Source organism: Salinicoccus luteus DSM 17002, assembly GCF_000712035.1.
In the GTDB taxonomy this organism is placed as follows: domain Bacteria; phylum Bacillota; class Bacilli; order Staphylococcales; family Salinicoccaceae; genus Salinicoccus; species Salinicoccus luteus.
In genome coordinates, this window is record NZ_JONV01000009.1 from 196,895 (window position 1) to 220,044 (window position 23,150).

Below are 23,150 nucleotides of genomic sequence, written 5' to 3' on the forward strand. Positions count from 1 at the left end.
GACCCCGGTCTCACTCCTGTTTTTTCATGTGTTGCATAATTACCTGTTTCATATGATCTATTGCGTACTTATACTTCTGGTAATCAGCATCTGAAGTTTCCTGATCCATATACCTTGTCCTGCGGTATATCTCGAGTTTGTCGGAATCGACAATCTCTTCCAGACGACATCGACGGATCCACTCTTCGATGGTTTCATTCCTGTATCTTCCCAGCCCCTTTGAAGCCAGCCATTTTTCAAAACCGTAATATAACTTTCTTACCTTATTTTTTGGTACTTCAGGTTTTCCATAATACTTCTTTACGGAGGAATGAGCAATCGCCATTCCCTCCTTCTCATTTTTTTCTGTCTTTTGTCCAGCCGGGGCCTCTCTTTTTCTATAGAAATAGTAAATACCGATACCGATTATCAACAGGAGCATGAGTGACATGATTGTATCGACCGGTATTTGTGAAGCTGTGGATTCTGCCTGGACCATTTCAGCGCTCTCCTCCCCTTCTGTCTGATCCGGCCTCTCACTGTCCGGTAGCTGGGGCGGTTCAAACTCGACATCTTCCAGGAATGCAAAAAAGGGCTTCAGTATTTGGACCATGCCACCCAGCAATACGATGACGATATACTTAAGGGAAAAAACAGCGTATCTATAAGCGATAGCGAGGATAACGCCAAGCGTTATAAAAATTCCTGAGAGTGAAAGGAATACAGTGAATTTTCCCCTGTGGACATACGGACTTCCAAGCAGCAGAAGCACTATCCGACCGATGAAATAGAACAGGACCTGGCTGATGAACAATAGGTGGTATTCTGTCTGGAAGGAGGAATCGGCTCCGCTTCCCAAAATATTGACGCCTAAGAGGAGCAGGAATGTAATGATGATGGAAGGCGCTGCCAACGTATCTTCAATATCGTCATAAAGATATTCGAAGCGCAGAATCGGGACAAAGCTCAGAGCCAGTGCCGATAACCAGTGGAAACCAAGCATTGTGGCAGTGACCAGAACAAATGGCAGTATAATGTATATATATCGCAGTCTGAAATAATGGACGATGATCCAGCCAGCTGTCAAAACGCCCAGGACGACCATCATATAAGGCAGTAGAAGTGGCTGTTTTCCGTTATGGATATTCAGAAAGAATATGATGAAGTAAAGGAGGAACATATTGGTTGTGTAGCTATGGAAGAAAGAAAAATAATAATTAGCTCGGCTCATCATCGTCACTCCTTATCGGAAAAGCATACGGTTGCACATCGTCTTCATCCATCTGGAATATTTCGACGCCCCGGGCCCGGAAGGACTTGAGCATATCTTCAATCGCCGGATCTGTTCTGCCTGTAAAGAGCAAATGGGAGGGGAGGGCCTCATGAGTATGGATATGTTTCAACAGGCGGTCGAAACTCAATGTATAGGATAATGCATCTATCCGTGCGAGTGTCTCCAATGTTTTTCTGTAATGCAGTTTCCCGGTCCCTTCTTCCAACTTGAGAAATGTGCGGGAATCGAAGGTGGACAGATTCGTAAACAGACTATAGGGGATGGATGCTTCACTTGCCATGCGGGTGAGATACGCAATCTTTTCAATATTCTCTTCGATATTGGAAGGAGGGGCATAAGTCTTTTCCGATCGAAGATTAATGGCAATCAGCCAGGAGACATGGGTCGTTTTTTCATAGATGCGTGTCTGGAGTCCCCCGGCCTTGGCGCTCGCTTTCCAGTGTATGTCCTTCATGCTGTCCGTCTGCTGGTAGCTTCTTGTTCCAATGGTGAGCATTGGATCATTATACAGGGCCCGTTTCTGTATGAAGAGCCCCTGCAAGGTTTTACTTCTCATATCGAAAGGTGGTATGTCGAGCTGTCCAGGGTAGACCAGGATTTCATGAAGGAACCTGCCTTTTTGTGTAAGCTTGAGTGAATCAAAACCAAATATTTTAGGCACTTCGATTCTTGTATCCATTACTTTGACTATTCCGCGCTTCCTGGCCCTGAAAGGGATCTCTATGGTGATATCACTTTTCGCCATGACCGTAAACACGGCACGGGTTTCGGTCTGGTGTCTTATTTTTAATGATGTATCGTTGAAGAATTCAATGTCATCACCTGCAACCAGGATAATCGAACCATTCAGAACAGGCAGCCATCCCTCATTATGAATTCTGAGCCGGAGTGTTCCCTCCTGATTATTGAACAAACGTATATCCCTTTCCAAAATGGAGACTGTGATCTTATCAGGCACCATTTTTTCATAGATGAGATTGAGCAGGAAAAAAGACATGAAGAGGCCAAGGGATAAAGTCATCCACCGGTTCAGCTGCATACCATAGAAAACGTCCAATACAAAAAGGATGGCGACAGCCCCGATGAAAAATGTCATCGCATTGGAAGGCTGATAATCAACCTTATAATTCATTTCTTGGAACTCCATATTCGACTGGCACTTCTGTCCCCTCAATGATTTCTCGTATGACAGTTTTCTGATCCGAAAGGGTCAGGCCCTCAATGCTTAAAACAATACGGTGGCCCAATATGTATGGAGCGATATATTTCACGTCCTCCGGCGTTACATAATCCCTATCTTGAATCAGTGCAACTCCTTGCGCAGCATGCATCAGGGCGAGTGTACCGCGTGGCGATACACCAATATCCACATGGGGGTGCTGCCTCGTGAGGTGGATCATATCAAGCATGTACTCCATAGTGGAGTGGTTCACAGTAATGGCCGAGCACCGGGATTGTAAATCGGTAATCATTTCCTTGCTGAATACAGTGTGGATTTCTTCAGTGGGATAGTGGCCATTATACAATGCCATCATATTCAGTTCTTCTTCCCGTGAAGGATATCCGAGATCTATCCGCATCAGAAATCGGTCCATCTGGGCCTCCGGAAGACTGAAGGTCCCCTGAGTGGATTCAATCGGGTTCTGCGTGGCTATTACAATGAATGGATCGTCGATTTCTATTTTCTGGCCATCGATCGTCACTTGTCGCTCTTCCATGACTTCGAGGAGGGCGGATTGAGTACGGGGGGTAGCCCTGTTGATCTCGTCTGCCAGCAGGACATTGGTAGCTATTGGCCCCATCTGCAATTCAAACTCATGGGTTTTCGGACTGTAGATGTTTAATCCCGTAATATCGGTTGGAAGCAGATCTGGTGTGAACTGGATTCTACTGAAGGAGCCATCAATTGTCTTTGCCAACGCTTTGGATAATGATGTCTTGCCCGTTCCGGGAACACTCTCGAACAATACATGTCCTTTCTGAAGTATGCTGATGAATAGAAGGTCGAGCACTTCATCCTGGCCGACAATCACTTTTCCTATTTCTTGTTTGAAGTTTGTCAAATGTGTCTCAATATTCAAATTATTACCCTCCTTTATTACATAGTATAAAAAACAGGAAAGATTTGCCAGTCATTTCTTGAATAAATGAAGGGGGAAAGGGGAATGATACTTAAAAATGGAGGTGTCGAAAGAATGAAAAAGCATTATCGACTGGTCATATTGGGTGGAGGCACTGCCGGTATTTCCACAGCAAGCCGTATTCTGAGTGAGGACAAGAGTCTGGAAAACGATGTACTGATTATAGATCCCACTGTACACCATTACTTCCAGCCGGGCTGGCCGCTGGTCGGCAGCGGGGAGATGAAGCTCGAGTCTACAAAAAAATCCATGGATAAGGTCATGCCAAAAGGTGCTAAATGGCTTCAGGAAGCGGTGGAGCAGGTGGATCCCGTCAAACGTGAAGTGACAGCGGGCAAACATACCATCGAATATGATTTCCTGGTGGTGGCACTTGGCATAGAACTGAACTATGATGCAATAAAGGGTGCGAGAGAGTCGCTTGGAAAAAACGGAGTATGTACAAACTATATATATGAACATGTCAATTATACGTATGAGACCCTGCAGAATGTCAGAGAGGGGAACATTGTAATCACCAAGCCACAGTCCAGGATAAAGGGTGGCGTTTCCGCCGAAAATTCGGTATTTACAATGGATGAATACGTAAAAGATCATGACCGTGATGTCAATATAGTGTTCCGCAGCGGACGGGATCAGGTATTCAAAGTGAAGAAGTACAGCGATAAGATTGTGGAGAGGCTGGAGGAAAAGAACATAGACTACAAGATGAAGGAAGAGCTTGTTGAGGTTAGAGGAGAGCATAAGGAAGCTGTATTTGAAAACCTTGACACGGGGGAGCGTCATGTTGTGCCTTTTGAGATGCTCGTTATCACCCCTCCAATGAGCGGCCCTTCGGTACTTGAAGATTCCGGTCTTCTGAATCCGGAAGGATGGGTAAGTGTAGACCCCCACACGATGATGCACAACACCTATACTACAGTCTTTTCACTGGGTGATGCCTCGAGCCTGCCGACGGTCAAAATGGGCAGTGCGGTAAAGGAACAGATGCCAATCCTCGTTAAAAACCTTCTGGAGCGTATGGATGACAAGACACCTTCACATGAGTATGATGGGAAAACCGCTTGTCCGATAGCGACTGAATATGGACATCTGATTCTTGCAGAATTCGGATACGACAACATCCCTAAGGAGACGACCTTCCTTAACCAGGCGGATGACAAATGGCTGTTCTACCAGTTCAAGAAAAATATGCTGCCGATCATGTACTGGAATGCATTATTAAAAGGGAAAGTATAGAAAAAGCTGGAACAGCCATTGGCTGATCCAGCTTTCTGTGTTATTCATAGATTGTAAAATCTTCAGCAAGGTCATCGACTTCATCACTCAGGTTCGTTTCTGAGATGTTTCTTGCGTTGTAGCCGATGCGCTCCAAAGTACTGATGAGGTCTACATAAAGCAGTCCACCATCTGTGGAGCAGATGCCTTTGTTCAGGCGCTTGACATGCTGTTTTCTAAGTTTGTTTTCTATCTTGTATGATTTCTGGCTGAGTCTGATGACCTCTTCCAGATCTTGCGGGTTGTATATATCAAGAGACTCTATCGACTTCCTGAAGGATTTATATACATGGTTGAACAGGTCTTCAAGGCCTTCCTGGGCTGGTTCGGAAAGTTCGATGTTCTCGCGGTGCTTCTTATTGAACAGGTCGGCATATTCATTGATCTGTCCACTTACCTTATAGAAGATGCGCGTCACTTCAAGCAAGGTTGACTGTCTTTCCGCGTCTTCCGGAGAAATATCATACTTTGATGCGTCGATGATATATGACCGCAGGCTATCCTGGAGCGTATCGACGACATTCACTTTCTCCTTGATCTGTTTATATAGTTTAGGGTTGTTCGTTTCGCTGTACTCTTTCGTATCATCCAGAATGCTGAGTGTAAGGTTGCCAAGGTTCTTCACTTCTTTTTGGGCACCCTGCAAGGCAAGGCCAGGCGAGCGCTTAAGAAGATGAGGATCCAGATGGTTTGGTTTATAGTCTTCAGAGAAGTCTCTTCCTGGGACTATACGGGTTACAATCCATGCCAAGGCGGCAATGAACGGCAAGTGGATGAGTGTATTTGTGATATTAAAGAAACCGTGTGCAAAAGCAATCGTCATTTCCGGGTTGAGATCCATTGCAGATTGCAGATATGAAATGAAGTTAACGAAAAGTGGCATGATGATCATGAAGATCGTTGCACCAATCACGTTGAAAATGACATGGACGGCAGCTGCCCTTTTGGCTGCGATGGAACCTACAAGCGCTGCAAGGACAGCAGTAATTGTTGTTCCTATATTATCCCCGAGCAGTAATGGTAAACCGGCGCTAAGGTCCAGGAGTCCGTTACTATAAAGACTCTGGAGGATGCCGATGGTAGCACTCGAACTCTGGACTATGACTGTAAGTACTGTACCGACAGTAACTCCAAGAAGAGAGTTGGAAGACATGTCCAGCATTAGATTTGTAAACCATTGGTAATCCGCCAATGGCTTCATACCCTGACCCATCAGGTCAAGTCCATAGAACAGGGCACCAAAACCGAAGAGTATTCGACCGATATTATAGGATTTTGGGCTGTTCTTCAAAAAGAATATGAGGAATGCCCCAAGAGCCAGAATCGGCAGTGCATAGTCGCCAATCTTCAGTCCGATGATGAAGGCAGTGACTGTGGTACCTATGTTGGCACCCATGATGACACCGATGGATTGACGCAGTGTCATGAAACCTGCAGAAACAAGGCCAATAGTCAGTACTGTCGTTCCTGTACTGGTCTGCAGCAGTATTGTAACGACAATACCAGCAATGATCCCTTTAATCGGGTTTGAGGTCATCCGGTTCAGAATCTCACGCAACCGGTCTCCTGCGGAAGCTTGCAGGCCGTCCCCCATCTGTTTGATACCATAAAGAAAAATACCAAGTCCTCCGAGAAATAGAAAGATGACTTCCATCGGACTGAGTTCCATAAATATTCCTCCACCCAGGTACAACGTACCTTAACATTATATTAATGATTTTAACGTAATATTTACCATTCATATTACGACTTACATTATAGGATGAAACATATGAAAATGCATCAGAATAAAAAAATTAACCCGGGTTAAAATGTTATATTTGGCGTAAAAGCGTTTTCTCATATGATTCGTTGTTCCCTAAGTGAAAGCGGTTTAAACCACGCGACTCGCAGTGTATAACGATTAATATGGTATAATATTACCTTTCTGTAGAAGAGTGAATTTGTAAAATTTCTAATTATCAAAATGAATATCGACAATTAACGGCTGGTATGAGAAACTGGAGCTTATAAAAACCGATTATGAACAGGGAGGACAACAGTGTGACGGTCGTACTATTTGATGTGGATGGTGTTTTTTTAAGTGAAGAAAGGTGCTTTGATGTATCTGCACTGGCGGTGCATGAGATGCTCTATAGTCCAAGATATTTGAATCTGAATACATATCAGTTCCGTACGGACTACAGCGATCAGGAAATTAAGGATATAAGGGCTGAGGTGTTCAGTAATGACGAGGTGCTTGACCGGTTCAAGCAGATGGGGTTGAATTCCAACTGGGATATGCTTTTTGTAACATTTTCAATCCTCTATATAGAGCTGATGAAAGATGCGCAGGTCAATTTTGAAAATGTGGATATTGCCGATATCCAGGAAGTCGGCAGAATGATGGACACCCAGAAGGCGGATTACAGCAAAGTTGTCGATTTCCTCAAAGGTGACATCTATACGAAAGATTCAATCTATGACGCACTCATGGCATATGCCAGGGAGAAGCTGGACTTAACGGACGCGTCCGCTTTTGAGATGTCGGGAGCAATTTGGGCAACGGGCCAGTATAAATATCAGGAATGGTATCTTGGCAGCAAGGATGTAAAAACTTCCACAGGCATTGAGGCGGAGGAACCGGACAAACCTGGATTCATCAATGATGAAGAATGGATTGTGGCTCCCGAAGACATCAGGGGCATGCTGAAGCGTCTGCTTGATGCAGGGGTAGAAATCGGTGTGGCAACAGGGCGTCCGAGGCAGGAGACGCTCATTCCCTTCCATCAGGAACGTCTTATGGACCTATTCCGTGACAACAGGATATCCACCGCGTCGGAAGTGCTTGCCGCAGAGGCGACGGAGCAGGCGGAGGGATCTCTTGCCAAGCCCCATCCATACAGTTACTTATGGAGTCTGTACGAGCATGATGAAACACATTTTGAGGATGCTGTGAATCAAAGGAACCTCTCTGATGATAAGATTTTCATCGTGGGGGATTCGGTGGCTGACTACTATTGTGCTGAAGCGATCGGGTCAGACTTTATTGCTACATTGACCGGCCTCACCGGACGGGCGATCATTCCAAACTTTGAAGCTTTGGGTGTCGACCATATGGTTGATTCTGTTCTTGGAGTGGAAGAAATCATACTAAAAAACCATCACTCTTGAGTGATGGTTTTTGCATTCAGTGCTCTTCTCAGGATAGATCGACTTGCTTCACCCTGTGGAAGCCGTCGATTTTTCTGAGTTCTTCGATTGCTTCGTCACCTACACTTTGATCAAGTCTCAGAGACAATAGTGCAGCACCACCTTCGTCTTTCCGGCCAAGCTGCATGCTGGCGATATTAATACTATACCTTCCTAAAGTATATCCCATTTCACCTATGATGCCCGGACGGTCGAGATGATTGATGAAGAGGAGATGCCTCGTCGGTTTGATATCCACCTGGAAGCCGTTTATCTTCACAATGCGTTCTCCATAGCCGTTCAGGACACTCGCGCCAATCGTCAACGTTTCGTCGTCATTGACCAGTTCCGCTTCGAGATAATTGCTGTAGCCGTGCGTCTGCCCCTTCTTCTCCACCTTGTACGTGACATCCTGTTCCTGGAGCAGATAGAGTGCATTGATGATATTGACGTTTTCACCGAGGTGGGGCTTCAGCATATTTGCAACGAATGACCGTGTCAGAATGCTCGTGTCATCCAATGCAAGGTCGCCGTGGTATTTCAGTTTGATTTCCATAGGAGGCCGATTCATCAACTGTATCGCAACTTCACCCATGTGGCTGGATATATTTATGAATGGTTTGAGTTCCTCATTGATGTTCTGGCTCATCCTCGGTGCGTTCACTGCGTGGACGATTGTATCGTTCTCAAGAATATCGATTATTTCCCGGGAAACACTGAGCGCCACCTTTTCCTGCGCTTCAACAGTAGAGGCTCCAAGGTGCGGCGTCACTACAATGCGGGGGTGACCGAGAAGCTTCTGGTTGGTCGGAGGCTCCTCTTCAAACACATCGAGGGCCGCGCCATCTATCTGACCCTCATCAAGTGCGTCAAGCAGCGCTTCTTCGTCGATGATGCCGCCCCTTGCCACATTGATGATCTTAAGTTCCGGTTTTGCCAGCTTAAAGAATTCCCTGCCTACAATTCCTTTGGTCTGCGGGGTCAGGGGTGTATGCACAGTGACGAAGTCCGCGTGTTTTGCAATATCCTCAACTTCCATCTTTTCTATGTCTGCTTCCTTGGCCTTATCCTCTGAGAGGTAGGGATCGAAGGCAACGATTTTCATGCCGAAGCTCTGGGCACGCCGGGCGACGCCGAAACCAATTTTTCCGACCCCGATGATGCCAAGTGTCTTGCCATACATTTCTGTCCCTTTATATGCCTTGCGGTTCCAGGTGCCTTCTGAAAGTTCCTTGTGTGCTGCCGGAATCTCCCGCGTAAGGGCAAGCATCATTGCCATTGTATGCTCGGTCGCGGATATTGTGTTGCCATCGGGTGCATTGATGACGATGACCCCGTATTTTGTGGCGGCACCGATATCAATATTGTCTACGCCGACCCCAGCCCGGGCGATTACCTTCAGGGATCTTGCATATTGGATGATTTCTTCAGTGATGGTTGTCTGGCTTCTGACGATGAGGGCATGGTAGTCATGGACTATCTCCAAGATTTCAGCTTCAGAGAGTCCCGTGTTGATATCCACTTCATAATTGGGGTGATCGAGCAGTTCCTTAATACCGTCTTCACTGATTGGATCCAGTACGAGTACCTTATATTGATTCATAATATGCCTCCTGGGCAGCAGTCAATGCTCTGCCATAGTATTTTTTCCCGCGATAGTCACTTGTGATGGCCTCAAGTGCAGATAGGACGGTCAGCATGTCCTTCGGGAACATGTAGCCCATATGACCGATGCGCAAGATTTTTCCTTTAAGCTGCTTCTGGCCTCCTGCAATTGTGATCCCGTGTGATTTTTTCAGGGCATCCTTGATATGGGAAAGCTCTGCTTCATCGGACTTGAAGGCGGTGACAGTCGGAGAGGCATGGGTTTCCTCTACGAGGAGTTCGAAATCCAGTGCCTTAAGTCCAGCCCTCAGCATATTGCGCATCTTGAGGTGGCGCTCATATATCTGCTCCACACCTTCCTCCTTATACAGCTTCAGAACCTGTGCCAATCCTTGTATCAGCGAAACGGCAGGGGTGAAGGGCGTGGAGTTCTCCTCAAGGGATTTAAAGTATCTGTTGATATCCAGATAGAATCTGGACAGTTGGTTTTGGGAAGCACGCTCACGCGCCATATGATTCATGGCGACGAAAGCGATTCCCGGCGGCAGCATCAGTGCCTTCTGGCTGCCCGTCACCAGGCAGTCGATGGCATCTGCGGACATATCGAACTTCATGCCGCCGACTGCACTTACACCATCGACGATGAACAGCGTGTCCTTATTGTAGTTCTTGACCAGTTCCCCTAAGGAATGAATTGGATGGACTACGGCTGTTGATGTTTCACAGGCCTGTGAGAATACAGCTCTGATATTTTCTTTATCGTCAAGGAACTTCTTGAAAATTTCCAGGTCCACCCCTTCGCCCCATGGCACTTCAAAAACATGGACATCGAATGGATATGTCTGTGCAATATTTTTAAAGCGGTCGCCGAATGCGCCGCTGACGATGACTGCAATGGATTCATCGGGCTGCACCAGATTGACCATTGCTGCCTCCAGGGCACTTGTACCGCTTGATGTAAGGACGGCGACAGGATCATCTGTGCCGAATAGTGTCTTTATGTTGGACTGCACATTTTCCATAAGTGCAGTGAAATCGGAAGAGCGGTGTCCAATCATACCATCTGACATTGCACGCGTTACTTGAGGGGGAATGGGCGTCGGACCGGGTGTGAGTAGCAAGTTTGGTTCCATATATATCTGCCTCCATAGAATAGATGTACACTATAATATCAAAGTTTTCTGTATTTTCCATAATCATAAGCGGGCAAATATACTTAAGAGTGTAATATTATCCGTTAAAACGTTTTCATCAATTATCCTTGCCCTCTTTCAAAATTTCATCCACCAGCCTATGCGCTTCCTGGTACCTGTTTCCATAGGACTCGCCATCCAGAATATGTGTGATCGAGAGAAGGTCATGCATTTCCAGTTCTTCCATGAGCATTTCATGGATTTCATTTTTGGAATCGAGGTTTTTGGCCCCCTCGCCTTTCGGTGATTCCGGAGGCAGCACCAGGATGAGTGACCAGTTCTGGAGGTGGATATAGTAGTCGAAGACGGATTTCAGGCGGTTGAATTCCTCTCCATCGGCGTATCGCTTCATATTGACTTTTGTAGTCATGACGTCGGTGTCCGCAAAGAAAACTTTGCGCGTACCGGGGGAGTGGATATGGCGCCTGTTATTCTCAAACTGTCCGATGCCGATTGCATGAAAGTCCTTTACATCGAGTTCATCGTCCGCAATCCGATGTTCACGGCAGTATGTTTTTGCGTACTCCACGGAGTAGCTTGTGGAATAGCGTCTTGCCAGATCCTGTACCATCGAAGTGCGGCCTGTCCCCGGGGCTCCGATGATGAGTACATTCTGGACAAAGAACTTCCTGAAGGTCCGCATGACGTAATCCCAGTTCAGTATGGGTTCTTCCCTGATGCTTGTGCCGCTGATTCCGAGTATTTTGCGGTCGACCATCGTAATGGATGCATCGATGTGGGGCCACTCATCAGAAAAGAAGTCCTTGAGCGGTTTGATATACTCCTCCTCTCCGACATAATAGGTCATACTCTCGACGGGAAAGGGCAGCGAATCCTTTTCTTCGAGGATGGTGTCTGCAAGCATTTTGAGCCAGGGCCCCCAGCCATGCGGATATCTCGGAATATGCGTTTCATCGAGCTTGAGTATGGTGACGTTGTCATCAGGACCAAGCAGCCGACGCATGGATTTGACCCGGTTGTCGAGTGTCATCCCGTAGGTGTCGCCCCGGTCGCCCTGGTATCCGCTGACAATCACAAAGGCATGCCTGTTCTCCCGTTTTGCACGGATGATCTGTTCAAAGTGCCCTACATGACACGGGGCGAAGGTACCGAAATAAATTCCTAGATCTCTCACTGTGACAGCTCCTAACCAAATGGTATTAAGACAGTTATATCAGTATAAAAGCGGTTTATCAAATCAATATACATGCTCTTTGACAACTACTATGCAAAGGTATGCTACAATCAGATGGTAAAAATTAAAAGTTGAGGGATACAATAAATGGTTAAATGGGTAAATATATTTAAAGGTTTTCTCATGGGCATCTGCGAGCTGATTCCAGGGGTCAGCAGCGGAACGATGGCCCTGCTGCTTGGAATCTATGATCAGTTTCTCGGGGCCATCAGCAAAATCGTGTCAAAGCACTATAGGAAGGCGATTCTGTTCCTGCTGCCGCTGGTCATCGGAATGGGAATTGCAATCCTTACATTATCGAACCTGATAGACTATCTGCTGCGGAATCATACAGTGCCGACACACTGGTTCTTCATCGGATTGGTACTCGGTGTCGTCCCGATGATGCTCAGAATTTCGAATTATAAAGTCGAGTTCAGGGCCGGCCACTACATCATTTTGTTCATGGCGGTGGCTTTGCTTCTTGTTATGGGTATAAGCAGGGGGGAGGAGCAGGCAATCAATGACGTTGCGATTACTTTCCCGCTTCTCGTCAAAATGTTCATCAGTGGCATACTTGCTTCAACAACGATGCTGCTGCCGGGGATATCGGGCTCCCTTGTTCTTTTGATTCTGGGCTCCTATTCCATCGTCATCTATGCGGTGAGTGAGCTGACCAGCTTCAATCTTGGGGTTCTTCCGATTCTGATTGCCGCCGGCTCCGGCATCCTCCTCGGACTGCTTGTCGCCAGCCGGATCATCCAGTATATGCTCAGGCACTTTACGTATCTGACCTACGCGCTGATATTGGGGCTCGTCATCGGCTCCGTCTTTGCCATCTATCCGGGCCTTCCGGACACGGTACTGTCCTGGGCAGTGACAGCACTGGCGGCCATACTGGGCTTTGCAATCAGCTGGTACATGGGTGCTGACAATGAAGGTACAATCTGAATCGAGGTGAGGATATGGAACAGAGCCATCCATTGGTCATGGCCTACCATGAATATATAGAATCGACGATCGATTATCGCGTTGCTGTGCTTGGGCAGGTGGATGCGGGCAAAAGTGCCCTGGTGAACCGCTTGGCGGATGCTGATTCTTTCATCTCCACACAGACTGACGCCACACGCACAATTACGGAGCATCCCTACGGAAGACGGGGGAAGATCCTCGATTTTCCAGGTGTCGGAACAACAGAATATTCTCCGAAGCAGTACAGGAAGCTGATAGCCAAGACGGGCATCAGGCATGTTTTGTACGTATTCTCCTCAAAGATACGGGATGCGGACGAAGCGGTCATCCGATATCTTGCCAAAAGGGGTATCCATGTCACTTTCGTATACAACAAAAGCGACACGCTGGTAGATGTCTCCGGGGAGCGGGCGCAGAAGACGCTGATGAACGACAAGGATACGGAGCTCCACGTGACCTTCAAGAAACAGCTCGACCAGCCGTTATACTATCATTTTGCCAGTGTGAAGGACGATGCAGGAATCGATGAACTGAGAGGGAAGCTGGATGATATATTCAGGGAAAAGGACGACCAGTTTGATCAGAGGGTCCATAGTGCCCAGTATCTCGAGAGGTTCCTGTCCCGGAAGATGAATGGGCTGGCGACCAAACTGCTGTCACCGGGCTTCAAGGACATCATCCTCAGCCGGGCCTACAGGTCTATAGAAGAGATGACGGAATCGCACTATCATGTTACAGCCGAGGATGGCGTGGAAATCGGCCAGGAAATTCCGAGGGCCGCCGATTATATCAATCGTGTCAAAAACACGGAAAAGGACACGAAGAAGCCGGCGGACTACATCAACCACTTGGCAACGCTCTTCGGAGCGGTCTTTAAAATGCGGAAGTTGAATGTTGTAACGTTCATTGCATCCTCCCTGGGTGAAATCAGCATAAAAAATATTTATCCCGTACTGAAGGGAACATTTGAATACGTCGGTGATATGAACGACTTTGCCCGCGAGGTCATCAAACATCACCGCTAGACCACAGCACTTCGGTAATCGCCGGGGTGCTGTTTTTTGCTGGGGACAATCGTTTGCATGAAGGGGCAGTATTATTTTTTCAAAAGCCTTTAGCTGTAAAGGAATAATTTATGCAATCGTTTGCAAAAAGTTGTTGACTTAAAAGAATTCTGAATATAGAATAAAAGTACAAGCGATTGATAACGCTTACATACAAGGAGGATGAAAAATGAAGAGATCGAAGTGGAGTTATGCCTTTCTTCTCGCCCTGCTTCTCATGCTGGGAGCCTGTGGGAACAGTGGAGATGCTGGCGGTTCAGTTTCAGGGGACGGCGAAGAGGGCAGCGGCGATGGCGAATCAGTAACGATTGACCTTTATCAGTTCAAAGTGGAATTCAAGGAGCAGTTCGAATCCCTCGTGGCACAATATGAAGAAGAGAATCCGAATGTGACAGTCAACGTTGAAACGGTCGGTGGCGGAAACGACTACGGTGCCACATTGAAGTCGAAGATTGCATCTGGCAACGAACCGGATATCTTCAATATCGGCGGACCTCAGGACTATGAAGACCATAAGGACCGTATCGCACCAATCGAAGATTCCGCAGCTGTCGACGCAGCGCTGGAAGGTACGCTTGATGCAGTTACAGTGGAAGACCAGGTTTACGGTGTCCCTTACAACCTCGAAGGCTACGGACTGATCTACAACAAGGGGATCTTTGAAGAGGCTGGCATCAACCCTGATGAGCTGACGACGATGGAAGATCTGCAGGCAGCAGTCGATACACTTGACGGTATGAAGGAAGAACTTGGACTGGACGCTGTCTTCGCCTTCCCGGGCAAAGAGAGATGGGTATATGGAAACCACTCCAGCAGTTCATTCCTCGCGCCTGAATTCAATGACAGCGTTATCGAAGCATTTGAATCCGACACGGTTGAATTTGAACTCTCGGAAGAACTGAAAAACTACATCGACATGCAGGTGAACTATTCCGAGCAGCCTGTATTGAGCCTCGACTATTCACAACAGGTCGAAGCCCTCTATTCCATGGAGAAGGTGGCCATGATCCAGCAGGGAAACTGGGCTTACCCTTCCATTGAACAGATTGCACCTGAAGTGGCTGAGAACTCCGGCATCATCCCTATTCCTGTAGGCGGCGAGGCTAAAATGCCTGTAGGCGTGCCGCAGTATTGGGTAGTGAACTCCGGAGCGGATGATGCTGTGCAGCAGGCCTCTGTCGACTTCCTTGACTGGATGTACACATCCGATGCGGGCAAGGAAGCTGTACTGAACGACTTCAACTTCATTCCGGCATATAAGGACTACGACACAAGCCAGATTTCAGATCCATTGTCCCAGGAGATCTATGAGTACTCCGAAGAGGGCAATACAAGTGGATGGGTATTCCTTGGATATCCTACCGGGTTCTCTGAAGAGACATTCGGTGATAATGTTCAGCAGTACATTTCCGGTGACATCACATGGGAAGAAGTGGTAGAGAACTCCAAAGCATACTGGGAAGAGAATAGATAAATGAAATCATAATGGAGCAATCTTATATTGCTCCATTATTTCTTACAAAGAGGTGTTAATATGAAAACCAAAAATATCATGTACTGGGTGTTCATTGCCCCGGTTCTGGCGGCACTTCTGATTGTCGTGGTCGTTCCTTTCATCTGGGGAATCTACTATTCCCTTACAGAATGGTCGGGCGACATGGCACAGACACCGGTGTTTACAGGATTTGATAACTACAAGAGCCTGATGTCCGACCCGACATTCCTGAGTGCGCTCTGGTTCACTTTTAAATATGCAATCGTGACCGTGATCATCATAAATGTCGTTGGTTTTTCACTGGCACTGATTGTAACGAGCTATATAAAATCAAAGAACCTGCTCAGAACGATCTTCTTCATGCCGAACCTGATCGGCGGGCTGATCCTCGGTTTCATCTGGCAGTTCGTCTTTACGAACATCTTCAATGCCCTTGGAGAAGCCATGGGTGTTGAAATGCTGCAGGGATGGCTCGCAACCCCTGCGACTGGCTTCTGGGGACTGGTCATTCTGCACGTATGGCAGATGGCCGGCTACATCATGATCATCTACATTGCATATCTGCAGAGCATCCCCGACGAACTTCTCGAGGCGGCGGATATGGACGGGGCAAGCTACTTCCAGAAATTGAAGAATGTAGTGATGCCGCTCGTCGCACCGGCATTCACGGTAAGCATGTTCCTGACATTGTCCGGTGCATTCAAAATCTATGATCAGAACCTCTCTCTTACAGGCGGCGGACCTGGTGGCACTACGAAAATGATTGCCATGGACATCGTTGATACGGCGTTTGCGATGAATACGATGGGAATGGCCCAGGCCAAGGCGGTCATCTTCTTCATCATCGTGGCAATTTTAAGTTTGACGCAAGTCTACTATAATAAGAAAAAAGAGGTGGAGCTGTAATGAAGAAGAAAAAGACGACCGGTCGCATCGTTCTGGAAATCGTCGGCATTCTGCTCGCACTTCTATGGCTGTCCCCCTTCTACATCATGCTGGTCAATGCATTCAAGACGAAGCGGGAAATGTTTGAAAATACGCTCGCACCACCGCAGGAACCCATCTTCGGGAACTTTGTACAGGCTTTTCAGGAACTCGACTTTCTCAGGACATTCTTCAACTCCTTCCTGATCACGTCGCTGAGCATCGTGTGCATAGTATTCTTTTCAGCAATGGCTGCATATGCACTATCCAGGAACAAGAGCAAGGTCAGCGGACTGATATTCTTCCTGTTCGTTGCCTCGATGCTCATACCGTTCCAGTCTGTAATGATTCCGCTGGTCAAGATATTCAGTGAGCTTCAAAGCCTCAACAAATGGGGACTGATATTCATGTACATCGGCTTTGGTTCCGGTCTCTCGCTTTTCCTCTACCATGGCGCGCTGAAGAATATACCGCTCTCTTTGGATGAGGCGGCAAAAATTGACGGTGCAACGAAGTGGCAGACTTTTTGGCATGTCATTTTCCCGCTTCTTAGACCGATTGGTGTGACGGTGGCGATCCTGAATGTCATCTGGATCTGGAATGACTTCCTGCTTCCAAGCCTGGTGCTTGGCCAGGGGGATGAAACGATTCCGCTTAAGCTGTTCCTGTTCTTTGGACAGTATACGAAGCAGTGGACTTTGGCGCTGGCCGGCCTGACGATTTCCATCATACCGGTCATAATCGGCTACTTCATTGCTCAGAAGCACATCATCAAAGGAGTATCGGACGGTGCTGTGAAGTAAGTAGGAGGATTATCATGAAATGGTGACGATAAAAGATGTGGCAAGGATAGCTGGAGTCTCCCCCTCTACAGTGTCCAGGGTAATAAAGGACCATGAGGGCATCAGCGCCTCTACAAAGAAGAAAGTGCGAAAGATAATGGAAGAGATCGGCTACGCCCCCAACATTGCGGCGCGGAACCTGGTGACCAATCAGGCGAACACCATCGGGCTGGTCATCAAGAGCGGGATGCACGAAGTGAACCTGAACCCCTTCTATTCCGAAGTGAATCTCGGCGTTTCCGAGACGTGCAGGCAGAAGGGCTTCTCAACACTCACCACTTCTGCGACGGATGATGCGAGTCTTCTGGCAGAGGTCAAGGAGCTGATCAGTTCCAGGCAGGTCGACGGGTTCATACTGCTCTATTCCAAAGAGGGGGACCCGGTAGCGGAATTCCTCTCGTCATCAGGGTTCCCCTTCGTAGTGATAGGGAAGGATATACACAACGACCAAGAAGCCATATATGTGGATAATGACAATGTACAGGCGGCGGTGTCGATCACTGAATTATTGATCCGAAAAGGGTATAGTGAAATCACGATGATAGTGGATAATGACGTCTTCGCAGTTGCGACGGACAGAATCAGGGGGTTTGAAGCAGCGATGCATGAAGCAGGTCTTTCCAATTCCTGCAGGGTGGTCAAATGCGGGAACGAGGAAGGTGCTCTCGGCCGTATGCTGGATTCCCTGTTTGAAGATGCGGGCCCGGAGGCGCTGCTGACATTGGACGGTGTGCTGAACGCCCGCGTCATCTCCCACCTCTATAAGATGAAGATCCGCATTCCCAAAGATGTTGCGACGGCGACCTTCAGCGATTCACTGCTGACAAAATTTGCAGCGCCGCCGCAGACCGTTGTCGATATCTTTCCGAAGGAGCTCGGGAAGGAAGCAGGCAGTGAAATCATCACCCTGATAAAGGATGAAGATAAATTGAAAAGGAATATTACGGTGCCTACACGCATTATAGAGCGCCGATCAACACAGAAGGAGGAAGTCAGATGAGAGTGACAGTGTGGAACGAGTACAGGCATGAGAAGGAATCCGAAGTGGTGGGAGAAATCTATCCCGAAGGCATCCACGGCCAGATCGCAAGTTTCCTCGAGGGGCATGAGGTGACCACGGCAACGCTGGATGAGGCGGACCACGGACTGACTGATGAGGTGCTGGAAAACACGGATGTACTTGTGTGGTGGGGGCATAAGGCACACGATGAAGTGTCTGATGAAATTGCAGAAAAGGTGCGTCAGCGTGTGTGGGACGGCATGGGGCTGGTAGTATTGCATTCAGCCCATTTCTCCAAGCCCTTCAAACTGCTGATGGGCACATCCTGCGATCTCAAATGGCGTGAAGCGAACGAGAAGGAACGGCTGTGGGTGGTGGATCCGACACACCCGATCACCGACGGTCTCGGAGAATACTTCGAGCTGCCCGAGGAAGAGATGTACGGGGAGCATTTCGACATCCCCGTGCCGGATGAACTCATCATGCTCAGCTGGTTCGAAGGCGGCGAAGTGTTCAGGAGTGCGTGCACCTTCAAGCGGGGCAACGGAAAGATCTTCTATTTCCGCCCAGGTCATGAGACGCATCCGACCTACTATGATGAGAATGTCCAGAAGGTCATCAATAATGGTGTGAACTGGGCAGGCAGTGTACACGGCAAAAAGCACTACTACGGAAACCACGAACCACTGGAAGAAATAAAGGAGAAATAATCATGATCAACGTTGGTATTATAGGATGCGGCAGCATCGGAGTGAAGCGGCACATTGCCGAATATGACGAGAACGAGAACGTGAAGCTGGTTGCCTTCTGCGATCCGGTCATCGACCGGGCGGAGGCGCAGCAGAAAATATACGGGGGGAAAGCCTACCGGGATTATCAGGAGCTCCTTGCAGATGATAATGTCGACGCCGTCAGTGTCTGTACGCCGAACTACATGCACGCAGAGATTTCAATTGCGGCGCTTGAGGCAGGCAAGCATGTACTGTGCGAGAAGCCGATGGGTGTTGCGATGGATGAGATGGACCGCATGATTGCTGCGGAAAGCGCATCCGGCAGACAGCTGATGGTCGGCCATAACCAGCGTCTCATCAAAGAGCATCAGGTGGCACGCGATTACATCAATGAAGGCAGACTCGGCAAGATCTATTCATTCCGTACGGCGTTCGGCCATCCCGGGCCGGAGGATTGGAGTGTCGATGGCAAAGACAGCTGGTTCTTCAAGGTGGATGAAGCGGTAATGGGCGCGATGGGGGACCTTGGGGTCCACAAGGCGGACCTCATGCGTTATCTCCTCGGGGAAGAGGTCGTGGATGTAGGCGGCTTCATTTCCAAGGAAGCGAAGGATTTTTCCGATGTGGATGACAATGCAGTATGCATTCTGCGCACCGAATCGAATATCGTCGGAACATTGCAGGCGAGCTGGTCGTTCTACGGGGAAGAGGACAACTCCACCGTCATCTATGGTGAAAAGGGTGTGCTCAGCCTGCTTGCAGATTCCGAGCATTCATTCATTTTCACAGGCAGGGACGGCGAGGTCGTCAAAGAGAACTACGGCGGCATACAGACAAATGATGAAGCGGGCCAGAAGAAGAAATCGCTGGTCATGGATGCATTCATCAATGCCCTTGTGAATGAAGAGCGGGTGCCGGTGACGGCAGAGGACGCAAAAAGATCCGTGGAAATCATACTGAATGCTTTTGAGTCCGATCGTACGAAGAAAATCATTACTGGAGAATAGGTGTTGCAAATGTCTAAAATCAGACTGGGTTTCATTGGTGTCGGAGGAATAGCGACCGGGCGCCATATCCCTACATTCAGAACATTCGACGAAGTGGAGATTACAGCAGTCCAGGATGTCAATCAGGAACGGGCGATGAAGGTGGCGAATGAACTCAATATCCCCGAAGTCTGCTCCACAGTCGAGGACATGTACCCATATGTGGATGCTGTTGTCGTCTCTACGCCGAATAAATATCATGCGTCGATCAGTATTGATGCCATGACCAATGGCAAGCACGTCCTCTGTGAAAAGCCGATGGCGATGACGACAGAGGAGTGCAACGCGATGATTGAAGCGGAGGAGCGCAATGGCGTGAAGCTCCATATCGCCTATCATTACCGCTTCATGAAGGAGGCCATTGCCGCCAAGAAGATCATCGAACGCGGTACCATCGGCAATCCATTGGTGGTCCGTGTGAAGGGCCTCAGACGGCGGAAGGTTCCGGGGTGGGGTGTCTTCACCAACCAGGAGCTGCAGGGCGGCGGCGCATTGATCGACTATGGATGCCACCTCCTCGATCTGGCGATGTACCTTATGGGTGATGTCAAACCGGTGGAAGTCTCCAGCTCAACCTATAATCAGCTGAGCCGCACGAATACGGTCAACGAATGGGGACATTTCAATCGGGATTCCTTTGAAGTGGAGGACCATGTCAGCGCCTTCATACGGTTCAACAATGGTGCATCGATGCTGTTTGAGACGAGCTGGGCTGCGAACATCCCGGAAGATGAGAACCATATCAGCATTTCAGGTGCCAAAGCGGGCCTCGATGTGTTCGATATGAAAGTGAACCAGGCTGATGAGGACCTGATGACGACGATGCGCATCGACTATATAAAAGTGGATGAACCTTACAGCAGGCTTCAGGCGGAGAATTTCATTTCAGCCATCAAATACAATACTCCGCTGACGGTGAAATCAGTAGAGGCGAAAGAAGTATCCAAGATTATCGAAGCAATATACCTGAGCTCGAAAGAGCAGAGGAGCATCAGACTTTAGGAGGCAGACAGATGAAACTGGGAGTATTCAATCCGCTGTTCCAGAACATGGAACTTGAAGAAATGCTGGATTATATTAAAGCATCCGGACTGGATGCGGTGGAAGTCGGGACAGGCGGCTATCCTGGGGACAAGCACTGCAATGTCGACGAACTGCTTGAATCCGGGGCGGCAAGAGAGGCATATCTGGAGAAATTCACATCACGCGGCCTCATCATCAGTGCTTTCAGCTGCCACGGGAATCCGATTTCCCCGGACGAAGCGTTCCGCAGGGAATCGGATGAAATACTGCGGAAATCGATCAGGTTGGCAAACATGATGGATGTACCTGTAGTCAATACATTCAGTGGCACGCCTGCAGGGAATGAAACGGACACGGCAGTCAACTGGCCGGTGACCCCCTGGCCGGAGGAATATTCGGAGATAAAGCAATGGCAATGGAAGCACAGGCTGATTCCATACTGGCAGGAGATAGCGGCGCTCGCAAAAGAAAACGACGTGAAGGTCGGACTGGAGCTCCATGGCGGCTTTCTCGTCCATTCCCCGCATACGATGCTTGAGCTGAGGAAAGCGACGAATGAATATATAGGCGCCAATCTGGATCCGAGCCATATGTGGTGGCAGGGAATAGACCCTGTTGCAGCAATCAAGATACTGGGACGTGAAAATGCGCTCCATCATTTCCATGCGAAGGATACGTATATCGATCAGGACAACCTGGATATGCATGGGTATCTTGATATGAATCCATACGGGAATATCAGGGAACGGAGCTGGACATTCAGAAGTGTCGGACTGGGCCACAGCGTGGATGAATGGGCGAACATGATGAGTGCGCTGAGGACCTACGACTATGATTATGTTGTATCCATTGAACATGAAGATGGTCTGATGTCGATTGAGGAAGGCTTCCAGACTGCTGTAAGAAACTTGCAGAGTGTTATAATAAGAGAAACGCCGACTGACATGTGGTGGGCTTAAAGGAGTGGTCTCATGGCTGAACTAAAGCTGAAGAATATAAAGAAGACATATGAAAAGGGCCCGACGGTCGTAGATGATTTCAATCTTGAAATACATGATGGGGAATTCATCGTGCTGGTCGGTCCTTCCGGGTGTGGGAAATCGACGACATTGCGGATGATCGCCGGCCTGGAGGAAATCACCGACGGCGAACTGTATATCAATGACAAGAAAATGAACGATGTGGAACCGAAGAACAGGGATATCGCGATGGTCTTCCAGAACTATGCGCTCTACCCGCATATGAGTGTGTACGACAACATGGCGTTCGGCCTCAAACTGAGAAAGACACCGAAATCTGAAATCAAGCAGCGCGTGGAACATGCAGCGGATATTCTCGGCCTGACCGACTACCTGGACCGAAAGCCGAAGGCGCTGTCCGGTGGTCAGAGGCAGCGTGTGGCCCTGGGCCGCGCAATCGTCAGGGAGGCGAGCGTCTTTCTGATGGATGAGCCGCTGTCCAACCTGGATGCAAAATTGAGGGTGCAGATGCGGGCTGAAATCACCAAGCTGCACAAGCGCCTGAAGACGACTACGGTATATGTGACACACGACCAGACGGAAGCACTGACGATGGCCTCACGCATCGTGATACTCGACAAGGGGGACATCATGCAGGTCGGTTCGCCGAAGGAAGTCTATGATTTCCCGGAGAATGTGTTCGTCGCCCAGTTCATCGGATCGCCGGCCATGAATGTATTTGATGCGGAAATCAGAAACGGAGAGCTTGTGATCGGTGAGTCCACGATCAGAATCCCTGAATTCAAACGGCGCATGCTTGTGAATGAAGGTTATGACAACAAGCCGATCAAGTTCGGCATCCGTCCGGAGGATGTCAGGGAGGAAGCGGTCTTCGTCGAATCCGAGCTCGCCTCCGCGTTCAATGCGGAAGTCAAAGTAAGTGAACTCCTCGGTTCTGAAATCATGCTGTATTCCGATCTGGAGGGGCAGGAATTCATCTCCCGTGTCGACGCACGCAATGAGCTGGAACCGGGGGATGTCGTGAAGTTTGCATTTGATATGAACAAAGGCCACTTCTTTGATAATGAGACACACAAGCGCATCGTCACAAAAGAAGAGCGCGAGAAGGAGAAGGAACGCCTGGAGAATGATACGTCCGGCGTCATCAAAGCATAGAGCCCCAGCCTGTCCATATGGACAGGCTGTATTTTTTAGTGTTTGGTATGATTTAATGGTAATATGATATAGTTGAAAAGAGG

General features: G+C 48.4%; 20 protein-coding genes. 13 read left to right on the plus strand and 7 right to left on the minus strand.

Going from position 1 to position 23,150, the window contains the following annotated elements; all coding sequences use genetic code 11:
* Positions 1–10: 10 nt before the first annotated feature.
* The 3 genes from BO53_RS0107515 to BO53_RS0107525 are packed head-to-tail and all read right to left on the minus strand — an operon-like array spanning position 11 to position 3,354.
* Complete coding sequence (locus tag BO53_RS0107515; protein WP_156956115.1) at positions 11–1,219, minus strand: DUF4129 domain-containing protein; 1,209 nt, start codon at positions 1,217–1,219, stop codon at positions 11–13.
* The gene (locus tag BO53_RS0107520) at positions 1,197–2,405 is read right to left on the minus strand and encodes a DUF58 domain-containing protein (RefSeq protein ID WP_031547003.1); all 1,209 of its coding nucleotides are present in this window, start codon (positions 2,403–2,405) and stop codon (positions 1,197–1,199) included. Before BO53_RS0107520 ends, BO53_RS0107515 begins: the two co-directional genes overlap by 23 nt.
* Positions 2,395–3,354: an AAA family ATPase gene (locus BO53_RS0107525; RefSeq protein WP_031547004.1), complete on the minus strand. Its 960-nt coding sequence runs from the start codon at positions 3,352–3,354 to the stop codon at positions 2,395–2,397. Before BO53_RS0107525 ends, BO53_RS0107520 begins: the two co-directional genes overlap by 11 nt.
* Before the next feature lie 84 nt (positions 3,355–3,438).
* On the opposite strand from BO53_RS0107525, the gene BO53_RS0107530 reads away from it, so the two are divergent.
* A complete protein-coding gene (locus BO53_RS0107530) occupies positions 3,439–4,653 on the plus strand; it encodes an NAD(P)/FAD-dependent oxidoreductase (RefSeq protein ID WP_051683056.1) in 1,215 nt (404 codons plus the stop codon).
* Positions 4,654–4,693: 40 nt separating this feature from the next.
* Here BO53_RS0107530 and BO53_RS0107535 read toward each other — a convergent pair whose 3' ends face one another.
* Positions 4,694–6,361: a Na/Pi cotransporter family protein gene (locus BO53_RS0107535; protein ID WP_031547006.1), complete on the minus strand. Its 1,668-nt coding sequence runs from the start codon at positions 6,359–6,361 to the stop codon at positions 4,694–4,696.
* Positions 6,362–6,735: 374 nt separating this feature from the next.
* Between BO53_RS0107535 and BO53_RS0107540 the strand changes: the two genes are divergently transcribed.
* On the plus strand, positions 6,736–7,845 hold the full coding sequence (locus tag BO53_RS0107540) for an HAD family hydrolase (protein WP_051683065.1): 1,110 nt from the start codon (positions 6,736–6,738) through the stop codon (positions 7,843–7,845).
* A gap of 28 nt (positions 7,846–7,873) precedes the next feature.
* Here the strand turns inward: BO53_RS0107540 and serA are convergent, their stop codons facing one another.
* The 3 genes from serA to BO53_RS0107555 form a co-directional block, all read right to left on the minus strand.
* On the minus strand, positions 7,874–9,466 hold the full coding sequence (gene serA / locus BO53_RS0107545; protein ID WP_031547008.1) for a phosphoglycerate dehydrogenase: 1,593 nt from the start codon (positions 9,464–9,466) through the stop codon (positions 7,874–7,876).
* Positions 9,453–10,607, minus strand: coding sequence for a pyridoxal-phosphate-dependent aminotransferase family protein (locus tag BO53_RS0107550; protein WP_425414485.1), 1,155 nt, complete (start codon positions 10,605–10,607; stop codon positions 9,453–9,455). The genes serA and BO53_RS0107550 overlap by 14 nt, the downstream gene beginning before the upstream one ends.
* Before the next feature lie 112 nt (positions 10,608–10,719).
* Entirely contained in the window at positions 10,720–11,796 is a 1,077-nt protein-coding gene (locus BO53_RS0107555) for an AAA family ATPase (RefSeq protein WP_031547012.1), read from the minus strand.
* A gap of 147 nt (positions 11,797–11,943) precedes the next feature.
* On the opposite strand from BO53_RS0107555, the gene BO53_RS0107560 reads away from it, so the two are divergent.
* The 11 genes from BO53_RS0107560 (at position 11,944) to BO53_RS0107610 (ending at position 23,067) form a co-directional block, all read left to right on the plus strand.
* Positions 11,944–12,786, plus strand: coding sequence for a DUF368 domain-containing protein (locus BO53_RS0107560; RefSeq protein ID WP_031547014.1), 843 nt, complete (start codon positions 11,944–11,946; stop codon positions 12,784–12,786).
* Between the two features lie 14 nt (positions 12,787–12,800).
* Entirely contained in the window at positions 12,801–13,832 is a 1,032-nt protein-coding gene (locus tag BO53_RS0107565) for a GTPase domain-containing protein (protein WP_031547015.1), read from the plus strand.
* A 208-nt stretch (positions 13,833–14,040) separates the two neighbouring features.
* Complete coding sequence (locus tag BO53_RS0107570; RefSeq protein ID WP_031547016.1) at positions 14,041–15,345, plus strand: ABC transporter substrate-binding protein; 1,305 nt, start codon at positions 14,041–14,043, stop codon at positions 15,343–15,345.
* A 60-nt stretch (positions 15,346–15,405) separates the two neighbouring features.
* The gene (locus BO53_RS0107575; protein WP_031547017.1) at positions 15,406–16,272 is read left to right on the plus strand and encodes a carbohydrate ABC transporter permease; all 867 of its coding nucleotides are present in this window, start codon (positions 15,406–15,408) and stop codon (positions 16,270–16,272) included.
* The gene (locus tag BO53_RS0107580) at positions 16,272–17,093 is read left to right on the plus strand and encodes a carbohydrate ABC transporter permease (RefSeq protein WP_031547019.1); all 822 of its coding nucleotides are present in this window, start codon (positions 16,272–16,274) and stop codon (positions 17,091–17,093) included. Before BO53_RS0107575 ends, BO53_RS0107580 begins: the two co-directional genes overlap by 1 nt.
* 19 nt (positions 17,094–17,112) lie before the next feature.
* Positions 17,113–18,132, plus strand: coding sequence for a LacI family DNA-binding transcriptional regulator (locus BO53_RS0107585; protein ID WP_031547021.1), 1,020 nt, complete (start codon positions 17,113–17,115; stop codon positions 18,130–18,132).
* Complete coding sequence (locus BO53_RS0107590) at positions 18,129–18,842, plus strand: ThuA domain-containing protein (protein WP_031547022.1); 714 nt, start codon at positions 18,129–18,131, stop codon at positions 18,840–18,842. Before BO53_RS0107585 ends, BO53_RS0107590 begins: the two co-directional genes overlap by 4 nt.
* Positions 18,839–19,870 carry a Gfo/Idh/MocA family protein gene (locus BO53_RS0107595; RefSeq protein ID WP_156956116.1) on the plus strand — a complete coding sequence of 344 codons (1,032 nt, stop codon included), beginning with the start codon at positions 18,839–18,841 and terminating at the stop codon, positions 19,868–19,870. Before BO53_RS0107590 ends, BO53_RS0107595 begins: the two co-directional genes overlap by 4 nt.
* A 9-nt stretch (positions 19,871–19,879) precedes the next feature.
* Positions 19,880–20,911 carry a Gfo/Idh/MocA family protein gene (locus BO53_RS0107600; protein WP_031547025.1) on the plus strand — a complete coding sequence of 344 codons (1,032 nt, stop codon included), beginning with the start codon at positions 19,880–19,882 and terminating at the stop codon, positions 20,909–20,911.
* A gap of 11 nt (positions 20,912–20,922) precedes the next feature.
* Positions 20,923–21,891 (plus strand): sugar phosphate isomerase/epimerase family protein, encoded by a 969-nt coding sequence (locus BO53_RS0107605; protein ID WP_031547026.1) that lies wholly within the window; start codon positions 20,923–20,925, stop codon positions 21,889–21,891.
* Between the two features lie 12 nt (positions 21,892–21,903).
* A complete protein-coding gene (locus BO53_RS0107610) occupies positions 21,904–23,067 on the plus strand; it encodes an ABC transporter ATP-binding protein (RefSeq protein ID WP_031547027.1) in 1,164 nt (387 codons plus the stop codon).
* Positions 23,068–23,150: the final 83 nt, after the last annotated feature.

Excerpts from the sequence above, each read along its gene's own strand:
- BO53_RS0107520 (WP_031547003.1), bottom strand. The coding sequence starts at position 2,405 with ATGAATTATAAGGTTGATTATCAGCCTTCCAATGCGATGACATTTTTC.
- BO53_RS0107530 (WP_051683056.1), top strand. The coding sequence starts at position 3,439 with ATGATACTTAAAAATGGAGGTGTCGAAAGAATGAAAAAGCATTATCGA.
- BO53_RS0107535 (WP_031547006.1), bottom strand. The coding sequence starts at position 6,361 with ATGGAACTCAGTCCGATGGAAGTCATCTTTCTATTTCTCGGAGGACTT.
- serA (WP_031547008.1), bottom strand. The coding sequence starts at position 9,466 with ATGAATCAATATAAGGTACTCGTACTGGATCCAATCAGTGAAGACGGT.
- BO53_RS0107560 (WP_031547014.1), top strand. The coding sequence starts at position 11,944 with ATGGTTAAATGGGTAAATATATTTAAAGGTTTTCTCATGGGCATCTGC.
- BO53_RS0107565 (WP_031547015.1), top strand. The coding sequence starts at position 12,801 with ATGGAACAGAGCCATCCATTGGTCATGGCCTACCATGAATATATAGAA.
- BO53_RS0107570 (WP_031547016.1), top strand. The coding sequence starts at position 14,041 with ATGAAGAGATCGAAGTGGAGTTATGCCTTTCTTCTCGCCCTGCTTCTC.
- BO53_RS0107575 (WP_031547017.1), top strand. The coding sequence starts at position 15,406 with ATGAAAACCAAAAATATCATGTACTGGGTGTTCATTGCCCCGGTTCTG.
- BO53_RS0107580 (WP_031547019.1), top strand. The coding sequence starts at position 16,272 with ATGAAGAAGAAAAAGACGACCGGTCGCATCGTTCTGGAAATCGTCGGC.
- BO53_RS0107585 (WP_031547021.1), top strand. The coding sequence starts at position 17,113 with ATGGTGACGATAAAAGATGTGGCAAGGATAGCTGGAGTCTCCCCCTCT.
- BO53_RS0107590 (WP_031547022.1), top strand. The coding sequence starts at position 18,129 with ATGAGAGTGACAGTGTGGAACGAGTACAGGCATGAGAAGGAATCCGAA.
- BO53_RS0107600 (WP_031547025.1), top strand. The coding sequence starts at position 19,880 with ATGTCTAAAATCAGACTGGGTTTCATTGGTGTCGGAGGAATAGCGACC.
- BO53_RS0107605 (WP_031547026.1), top strand. The coding sequence starts at position 20,923 with ATGAAACTGGGAGTATTCAATCCGCTGTTCCAGAACATGGAACTTGAA.
- BO53_RS0107610 (WP_031547027.1), top strand. The coding sequence starts at position 21,904 with ATGGCTGAACTAAAGCTGAAGAATATAAAGAAGACATATGAAAAGGGC.